4 protein-coding genes and 1 pseudogene are annotated in these 8,284 nt (G+C 43.6%); 2 read left to right on the top strand and 3 right to left on the bottom strand.

All coding sequences use genetic code 11. The features are described 5' to 3' along the window. Positions 1–81: 81 nt before the first annotated feature. Both V7L12_RS12370 and V7L12_RS12365 read right to left on the bottom strand, forming a co-directional pair. Positions 82–1,269, bottom strand: coding sequence for a hypothetical protein (locus tag V7L12_RS12370; RefSeq protein ID WP_335084522.1), 1,188 nt, complete (start codon positions 1,267–1,269; stop codon positions 82–84). A gap of 238 nt (positions 1,270–1,507) precedes the next feature. Continuing rightward, positions 1,508–1,774 (bottom strand): annotated as a pseudogene (locus V7L12_RS12365) (TRCF domain-containing protein); the annotation flags it as partial. A gap of 60 nt (positions 1,775–1,834) precedes the next feature. Between V7L12_RS12365 and V7L12_RS12360 the strand changes: the two are divergent. Beyond that, on the top strand, positions 1,835–2,338 hold the full coding sequence (locus tag V7L12_RS12360; RefSeq protein ID WP_335084521.1) for a DUF29 domain-containing protein: 504 nt from the start codon (positions 1,835–1,837) through the stop codon (positions 2,336–2,338). A 629-nt stretch (positions 2,339–2,967) separates the two neighbouring features. Here the strand turns inward: V7L12_RS12360 and mfd are convergent. Then, positions 2,968–6,567 carry a transcription-repair coupling factor gene (gene mfd, locus V7L12_RS12355; protein WP_335084520.1) on the bottom strand — a complete coding sequence of 1,200 codons (3,600 nt, stop codon included), beginning with the start codon at positions 6,565–6,567 and terminating at the stop codon, positions 2,968–2,970. Positions 6,568–6,807: 240 nt separating this feature from the next. Here mfd and V7L12_RS12350 point away from each other — a divergent pair, with 240 nt between their 5' ends. Continuing rightward, positions 6,808–8,133, top strand: coding sequence for a hemolysin family protein (locus V7L12_RS12350; protein WP_334815969.1), 1,326 nt, complete (start codon positions 6,808–6,810; stop codon positions 8,131–8,133). Positions 8,134–8,284: the final 151 nt, after the last annotated feature.

Here is an 8,284-nt window from a genome sequence, read left to right as displayed (position 1 = left end):
CCGTGATTTCAATCTTAAACGGGCGGCTCATGACTATTTAAACTTAGGAGTTGGCTTCTTACCATTATATGTAGCTTCATATTAAATTGGTATAAGAGCGTTGAGCATAATTGAAGAGTCAGCTTTATCGCTTAGACCAGTTAATAAAATAACTAGTTTCTCAAGAAAGTGAGGCTTTTGGTCAAGATTTTGCCACGTTTCTACAGCTTCATATCTAAGGTCTCTATCTTCACCTACCATTGCTTGTCGTAAGGTGTCAAGTGCTATCTCTTGCTCACCGATTTTGAATTTCTCCTCAGCTAAATAAAGAGTTACTCGGTTAGAAAAGAAACTAGCATTATTGGCTGTAGCTAGATGTAAGCATTCTTCATAATAGGAGATGGAAGCGGCAACACGAGATTCAAATAAGCCAAGCCAAAACTGGCAATGGAAAGTATTACGTAATTCAAGAGCTAGCGACTCTAGCTCTTTTAGAGGGTTACGTTCTTCCCGATCACTATTTAGCAACCTGGTAATTCTAATCTTTGCTTTATCTTCGTTGGTGGATGTAGTTTCTTCAAGTCGATCAAACAGCGTGTTAGCTTTCTCTACTTCTCCACGTTGCAAAAGCTTAATTGCTTGAGATAGAGATGAAGACTCTTCTATGTTTTCTTCAACAATCTCTAATAGAGATGAAGACTCTTCTATGTTTTCTTCAATAATCTCTATTTTTTGATAAGCTTCAATTTGTTTAGAAAAAGCTTGATATCGTTGATTTAAACGTGTCTTAATATTACCACCGACCGCCTGAGCGACTGCAATTAAGAGATGCTTAACTTCTTCTCGATCAGATGCTCGCACTGTTTGATAGTCAGCCATAGTACTAGCTAGCTCACTTGGGCTTGTACCAACTAGTAAGGGTGCATACAACTGATTGCGTCCCCAAGCAGCTCCAGCTTCAAAGAAAAGCCACTCACGTTCCTTGGATTGCTGAGTAATGATAGCAATAAATGCTCGTGAAGACTGTGCGGCTGCTTGTATTTGGGGTTTGTAACCGATGTTAGATGGGCGTAGACCACCTGCCCCAGCAACAAAAACGTGAGGTTGAGGTTCTATTGCTCCCTCAATCAGTTCTTTAAGAGCAACTGCAAGACCTTGATCGGGGCTAGTACGATAGGAAATAAATACCTCAAAATCACTGGAAACCTTTTCAGTTTTGGAACTACTATTGCTTGACTGACTTGTTTGAACTACTGAGGATTGTAGAGATGCATGAACATTGTCTGACATAATTTTCTGATTCAGTAATTGTTCTGAGCGGGCAGCCTTGTAATAAGTTTTTTGAGCAGCAAGACCAAGTATAGCTTTCTGTTTTTCAGAAGCAATATAGTTTACTTTAAAAAAGAAAATGAGGGGAGGTGTGAAATTGCGCGATCGCTCTTCACAACAATAACTATTGTTTAACTACTCAAAGAACAGCCACTTTAGCGATCGCACCTTGTATTCTCCCGAAAGCATCAATCAAATTCTACAATTGTTGATCTGCCTTAAAAACTCCTAAACCGCGCACCGTAACTTTAGCAGGAGAATACACAAAGCGCGTTTTGAGCTTTTCTGGTAAATTTGCCACCAATAAATTCCAAGCTGGTTCCTCCATCGGCGTTTCTAAAACGATGTGCTGCTTGTTTTTTGGCTTAATCCGGCTAAATCCGAGTTTTTTCGCTAGCTGTTTAAGTTCCATGACTCGCAAAAGTTGATTTGCAGGGACTGGTAAAGTACCATAGTGATCGCTGAAATAGTAGAGTTTGAGACAGTTCTACAATAAAGGCAAAGACGTTGAGGTTGAACTAACCTAATGCGTATACCTGAAACTAACCCAAAGATACCAATGCCTTCACCAAGCCTCTACGAAACTGATTTTTATGCTTGGACACAGGAACAAGTAACTTTACTTCGCAATGAGCAGTGGAGTCAGATTGATCTGCAAAATCTGATTGAGGAGATTCAATCTTTGGGTAAACAGCAACGTCAGGAATTACGAAACTGTCTGAGTGTGTTGATTGGACATTTACTAAAATGGGAGTACCAGTCAGGACGCCGTAGCCGTAGCTGGTTAGCAACACTTCGTATTCAACGCTTAGATATTGCTGAACTGCTTGAAGACAATCCTAGCCTAAAGCCCTACCTTGAAGAAGCACTTCGCAAAGCCTACCTTAAAGGTGTCGAATTAGCTGTTGGAGAAACAGATTTGCCCAAGCGTACTTTTCCGGTAGAGTGTCCCTACAGTTTGCCAGAGATTGTGGACTATGACTTCTACCCTGGTGAACCAAGCAAGTTAGTAGATGAATCAGAGCAGTAGTTTGATGCTGAACACGGATAATCCGTAATATAACGTCGTGAGTTGATAACAACGAGACCATGTGATTGCTGTTGTAAATAGTCACTCCCAAAACAAGCAATTTACTTTGTACTGATCTTTTAGTTGCTTCAGGTTCTCTAAACTGCCCTAGTTGCATCATTCATAAGTTTTGTTCAAGCATTTATAACAAATCTATAATCTTTTATTGCAAATGTTGGCTCATACATAAGTTTTATTTAAGCATTTATCACAAATGTATAAGCGTTTATCGCAAACGTTACTTCATTTCTAAGTTTTGTTTAAACATTTCTAATAAACGTATAAACGTTTATCGCAAACGTTACTTCATTCTTGAATCAATAGGCTTGGTGTTATATCATGTCCGTATAATTAGTTATGATTTCCACAGTCATTGCACCCCACCCCCAGCCCCTCCCCGCAGGCGGGGAGGGGAGACAAAGCATAGCTTTGGCGGGGTGGGGTTCTTCAGGTTTAATAAGTAATCTAGCGGACATGATATTAAAGGTAATTCGAGACAGGAGAACCCCGGTAAATAAGTCTGAAACCGGGGTTCTAGATTCAAATGTGTTTACTATAATTCTTTTAGCCTTTTAGTTTGATTCAAATCATCAAACAACAGCCGCCTCTGGAATTGCACCCTGCATTCTCCCGAAAGCATCAATCAAATTCTGCAATTGTTGATCTGCTTTAAAAACTCCTAACCCACGCACTGTAACTTTACCAGGAGAATAGACAAAGCGCGTCTTGAGATTTTCTGGTAAATTTGCCGCCAACAAATTCCAACCTGGTTCTTCTATCGGCGTTTCTAAAACGACGTGCTGCTTGTTTTCTGGTTTAATCCGACTAAATCCGAGTTTTTTCGCTAGCTGTTTGAGTTCCATGACTCGCAAAAGTTGATTTGCCGACACTGGTAAAGTACCATAGCGATCGCTCCACTCGGCAGCAATCAGCTTTAATTCTGATTTAGATTTAGCTGTGGCCACCGCCCGATAAGCACTCATCTTTTGATCCAAATCGGTAATGTAATCTGCTGGGATAAATGCCGTCAGGTTGAGGTCAATCTGGGTATCCTCCACTTTCGGAATTTCTTGGCCTCTGATTTCCCGAATTGCTTCTTCTAGCATTTCCATGTATAAATCAAAACCGATGGCATCCATTTGACCAGATTGTTCTGCACCTAGCAAGTTACCCACGCCTCTGATTTCCATATCACGCATCGCTAGTTGATACCCAGAACCTAGCTGAGTAAATTCCTGAATTGCTCGTAATCGTTGCCGTGCCGCATCAGATAATGCCCGTTGCTTCGGATAAAATAACCAAGCATGAGCTTGTATCCCTGCACGTCCCACACGACCGCGTAATTGGTAAAGCTGTGCCAATCCAAAGCGGTGAGCATCTTCAATCAAAATGGTGTTGACTCGCGGAATATCTAAGCCAGATTCAATAATTGTCGTACAAACAAGGATATCTGCATCGCCATTACTGAAGGTGAGCATGGTTGATTCTAACTCGCTTTCATCCATTTGACCGTGAGCGATCGCAAACCTAGCCCCCGGTATCACTTCTCGTAAATTGGCTGTTGTCTCTTCAATTCCGTCCACACGTGGAACTACATAAAATACCTGTCCGCCTCTGTCTAATTCTTGACGAATCGCTGTGCGGATACTTTCGGAATTAATCGGTGACAGATGGGTTTTAATCGGGCGTCTGGTTGGGGGTGGCGTGGTAATCAAACTCATTTCCCGAATTCCCGACAAGGACATATACAAAGTCCGGGGAATGGGAGTGGCTGAGAGGGTAAGCACGTCCACCTGAGTTTTCAGGCTTTTAATTTTCTCTTTCTGGTTTACCCCAAACCGCTGTTCTTCATCCACCACCAACAGTCCTAAATCGCGGAATATCACCCCCTTACCTAAAAGTTGGTGCGTACCAATCACCACATCTAATTCACCCGTTGCCAATCGCTTTTGAATATCGCGGCGTTCTTCAGCGGAACGAAAACGGTTGAGTAAACCGACATTTACGGGGTAGGGTGCAAAACGTTCTTTGAGTGTATGGTAATGCTGCTGTGTTAAAATAGTCGTTGGCGCAAGGAGTGCCACTTGTTTACCGGCGATGACTGCTTTGAAAATAGCACGAATCGCCACTTCCGTTTTCCCGAAACCGACATCGCCACAAACTAAGCGATCCATTGGGCGATCGCTTTCCATGTCGCGTTTTACATCTTGTACAGCTTTGAGCTGATCCGTTGTGGGTTGGTAGGGGAAAGAATCTTCTAATTCCTCCTGCCAAGGCATATCATCTGGGAAGCTAAAACCTTGTTGTTGCGATCGCGCTGCATAAAGTCTCAACAAGTCCACCGCCAATTTTTTAATCGCTTTGCGGACTTTATTCTTGGTATTTTCCCAAGCTTTACCAGTCATCCTATTAAGTTCCGGTGCTTTATCACCTGCGGCGCGGAACCGCGATAAAGCACCTACTTGATCGGCTGCGACTCTAAGTAACCCATCAGCATACTGCACCACTAAATAATCACGGGTCTCGTTATTAATCGTCAAACTTTCCAGCTTGACAAATTTACCAACACCATGATTTCTGTGAACCACGTAATCGCCTGGACGCAGCTTATTGGGATCAACTTGTTTAGAAGTAGCTTTGTGGCGCTTGCGGATATAGCCGGGAGTCGCCAATGAATGCTGCCCAAAAAATTCCCGATCTGTAACGATTACCAATCGGTATGTAGGCAAGATAAAACCTTCTAGTTCCGCAAGACCAGAATATTTTAGAGCAATGGGAATATGGTTGATTTGCAGCTTATCTATTGCTTGGTAGTCGCGGGGATTGGGGATAAACTGAGCCGGACAATCATGTTCTTGCAACAGTGAGACGGAACGCGAAGGTTGAGCAGAAAGCAGCCAGATCGAGAAATTGCGATCGCGTTCTTGGCGGATGGTTTCAGCTAGTTTAGCAAACTGGTGTGGCGTGGTTGGAACAGGACGGCTGGCAAGATTGATCCCACTATTTTCCTCTGACAGTTCCGATAAATATAATGTTTTAAACTTGGCAACATCAACCAAACATTCATCAAAAGACCGATGAATTTTCGGTAATTGGGAATTGGCAATTAGCAATTGGTTAGACTCTTCCCCATGCCCCATTCCCCACTGTTCCTCAGCATTTTCTACCCAGCGATCGCTATGAGCATGGCACTGCTCTGGCTCATCAATGGCAATCAGGGTGTTTTCTGCTAAGTAGTTTAGCAGAGATGCTGGTTGCTCGAACGCTAACCCCAAAAAACGACGACTGCCCTCCATCAAAGATGAGTTATTAGTGCTAAGTTCTGAGTCAGAATTTAACTCAGCACTCAGCACTCGGAACTCAGGATTATTCTTCAGTGCAGCCATCACGATGGGAGTGAAGCTAGTGGGGGTAAGAATTAACTGGTCAACTTTGTCGAGGGCGGAACGTTGGGTTGCTGGGTCAAATTCCCGCATTTGCTCGATTTCATCGCCAAACCATTCCAACCTGACTGGAAACTCCGAAGAAACCGGGAACACATCAACAATATCGCCCCGCCGACTCCATTGCCCTTCTGTTTCCACCAAAGGAACTCTTTCGTATCCCAAAATAGTTATTTTCTCACTGAAGGCATTCAAATCTAATTCCATCCCTTTTTTCAGGGTAAGACAGAATTGTTGAAAAGCTTCTGGTGGAGCCAAATGAGGTTGCAGCGCCCCTTGAGTAGCCACAATTGCCATCTTAGGTAATTGCGAGGGATTTGGGATCTGGTTTTCTTCCCCATGCCCCATGCCCAATGACGCCACTTGCTTCAAGTCGGCAGAGCCGCCCAACGCAGTGGCTCCCCCATGCCCCATTCCCAAATCTGCCAATACCTGCATTTGCCCCCAACTCATTTCAGTTTCCGGGTCAAAAGGTTCATAGGGAGAAGCCTCGGAGGTGGGGTAAAAATGTACTGTTTGCCATCCCATTGCCTCCAGTTGTGCGTAAACGCGTCCAGCTTCTTCCAGAGTGGCGCAAACCACAAACAAATCCTTGCCCTGAGACTGCGCTAATGCCGAAGCCACTAGAGTCTTGGGCAGCCTGGGAATGCCATTTAACCGCAATTCTTGTTGTCGATTCAGCTTAGAAATAAATTCAGTGGTGAGCGGCGATCGGCCTAAGGCACGCACAATAGAAGAAAATGACATAAGTACTACTAGCGATGGGAGTCTTTGTGGGTCAGCAAATCTTAAGGCAGTTTATGTCAACTATTTTAAAAGTGTTAACAGCTTTCTTATTCCTTCAGTGGAAAAATAATGCACAGTGACTAATAAACTTAAGAACTATAACTACTACTTTGTATATAGTCAAAGTATTTATCGAAGCACCTTTAATACTAGATACTAGGGATTGAGCTACGTTCGCTCTGATAAGCGGCAATTTTAAACATGTCCTCCATCACTTTTGAAATTTTAATCATTTTGGTGCTAATTATTGCCAATGGCGTGTTTTCTATGTCTGAGATGGCGATTGTCTCGGCACGGAAAGTTAGGCTACAGCAGCTTGCCAATCAAGGAGATGCCAAGGCAATGGCAGCATTGAAATTAGCGGAGTCTCCAAATCATTTCCTGTCAACCGTTCAAGTGGGTATTTCCCTGATCGGTATCCTAACTGGTGCTTTTGGAGGAGCAACAATTGCCAACCGACTGGCAGCCTATGTGCGACTTGTACCTTTGTTAGCACCTTATAGTGAACCGATATCTTTTGGAATAGTGGTTTTGATCATTACCTATTTGTCACTCATTGTTGGCGAATTAGTACCAAAGCGTCTGGCATTAAACAACCCAGAAAGAATTGCATCGAATGTAGCTATTCCAATGCGTGCCTTATCGGCGATCGCTTCGCCAATGGTATATCTCTTAAGTGCTTCTACAGATTTGATCCTGCGAGTACTGGGAATTACAGCTTCTACCGAGCCGCAAGTCACCGAAGAAGAAATTAAAATCTTAATTGAGCAAGGCACTGAGGCGGGAACCTTTGAGGAAGCTGAACAGGATATGGTAGAGCGAGTCTTTCGTTTAGGCGATCGCCCTGTCAGCTACTTAATGACACCCCGTCCCGATATTGTCTGGCTAGACTTGGACGACTCTGCCGAAGAAAATCGCCAAAAAATGGTTGATAGTGCCTATTCTCGGTATCCAATTTGTCAGGGGGGACTTGACAATGTGCTGGGTGTTATCCCTGTCACTGACTTATTAGCCAGGAGTTTCCGAGGGGAACCACTAGACTTGACTATCGGATTACGACAGCCTGTATTTGTGCCAGAAAGCACCCGTGGCTTGAAAGTTTTGGAATTGTTCAAGCAAACTATCACTCACATGGCGCTGGTAGTGGATGAATACGGCGTAATTCAAGGATTAGTCACTCTCAACGACATCATGAGTGAAATCGTGGGTGATGTTCCTTCAACGGATGGACAGGATCAACCACAAGCTGTACAACGCGAAGATGGTTCCTGGCTTTTGGATGGGATGTTGCCTGTAGAAGAGTTTTTGGAACTTTTTGGTATGGAAGAGTGGGAATCTGAGGAACGCGGCAGTTATCAAACATTAGGCGGTTTTGTGATCACCCATCTAGGTCGTATTCCTGCCGCAGCAGATCATTTTGAATGGCAAAGTATGCGAATTGAAGTGATGGATATGGATGGTAATCGCGTTGATAAGGTGCTAGTCGTACCGAAGGCAGTTAAATCAGTAGATACGAAAATAATCTGATTAGGATTGGGCATTGGGGAGCCAGTGCGTTGGGCGGGCAATGCCCGACTTGTTCGCGTAGCGTCTCCCCTTGGGAGAAGCAACTGGCGTCATTGGGCATTAATAATTATTGTTTACTATTTCCCATACGCCATAATAGCCAATGCCCTAT

The organism is Nostoc sp., from assembly GCF_036918245.1.
GTDB lineage: Bacteria > Cyanobacteriota > Cyanobacteriia > Cyanobacteriales > Nostocaceae > Nostoc.
Note: the sequence above shows the minus strand (reverse complement) of the source record. Positions and strands in the feature narration are given on the sequence as shown.